At 49.3% G+C, this 661-nt stretch carries 1 protein-coding gene; it reads left to right on the top strand.

Annotated features, from left to right (window positions below; translation table 11 throughout):
• On the top strand, window positions 1-661 hold a 661-nt coding region (locus AC1RO3_RS08175), incomplete at both ends, for a hypothetical protein (protein ID WP_481763957.1).

Genomic DNA, 661 nt, shown 5'->3' with positions numbered 1-661 from the left:
CAACGGCTGCATGGGGAGCGGCAGCAGATCAAACATTTGGATATCTAAACACAGGCATCACAGTCAATCAGGCTTGGCAAGCTGGTGGTATCACACTAGGATTCGGCGCGAGATTCAACACGGGGACAACGTTGTACTACGGAGCAGCAAAAGCAACAAATCCGGTGTACGACGGATCGACCTATTGGGCTACTATGTCAGGCGGTAGCACTGGTATTGCTACGTCGGCAGATTTAACTACATGGACCCCGATTCCTCAGCAGTTGTCCAATGTGGCGGCGCTTGGATATGTGGGATCAAATACAGTTACGGCATCGATTAACTCGGTTTCTTCGCAAGCAGTAGTCCAATACAGCACCAATAAGGGTTCTAGTTGGACTTCGGTGACGATGCCAGCAACAGGGACTTCATCTGCGTCTCCGCTTGCGGTCATTGCCACAGGTAACGCCACATATCCGCATCTTTTGTGCATAGGAGCCACAAACAATTCGGTGACTACTATATATGCGGTGGTCGGTAATCTTGCAACAGGTGCATCCAGTTTCAAGATTGCTTCGCAGGTTAATACGGCAATTGGATCGGGTGCCTTCACGTCCACGATTCCACGTATAATTGGAAGCTATGTTACTGTGTTCTCATACCAAAACGGCATGATGAACAC

Source organism: Dellaglioa sp. CoH-57-MRSF-19 (genome assembly GCF_056781975.1).
The sequence above is the reverse complement of the archived record's forward strand: the minus strand, read 5'-3'. Positions and strand labels throughout refer to the sequence as shown.